The sequence below is a fragment of the Photorhabdus sp. RM96S genome (assembly GCF_042879335.1).
GTDB classification, from domain to species: domain Bacteria; phylum Pseudomonadota; class Gammaproteobacteria; order Enterobacterales; family Enterobacteriaceae; genus Photorhabdus; species Photorhabdus kayaii.
Genome location: NZ_JBHFKT010000229.1, coordinates 1 through 300, shown reverse-complemented (window position 1 = coordinate 300; position 300 = coordinate 1). Strand labels below are relative to the sequence as shown.

1 rRNA gene is annotated in these 300 nt (G+C 43.7%); it reads right to left on the bottom strand.

Features of this window, described 5'->3' with window-relative positions:
* A 16S ribosomal RNA gene (locus ACGF49_RS25105) occupies window positions 1-92 on the bottom strand; the annotation flags it as partial.
* Window positions 93-300: the final 208 nt, after the last annotated feature.

The following is a 300-nucleotide window of genomic DNA, read 5'->3' as shown; positions in this document are numbered from 1 at the left end:
AAAGCGCAAGCACTTTCCTGTTACCGCTCGACTTGCATGTGTTAGGCCTGCCGCCAGCGTTCAATCTGAGCCATGATCAAACTCTTCAATTCAAAGCTTGATGCTCAAAGAATCTCACTGATTAACGCTCTTTTGTTTGGCTAACTTTGTCGGCTTCACTGCGCTACACCTCGCCGTACTGAGGTACTGTCTCGGTGCTGCTCGCTTGCCTTCGCGTTATCCTGCCAAAATAACGTTACTAAATTAATTCGTAATGAATTAACTGTTGTTCACTCTTCAAGACTTTAAAACGTATTTTTT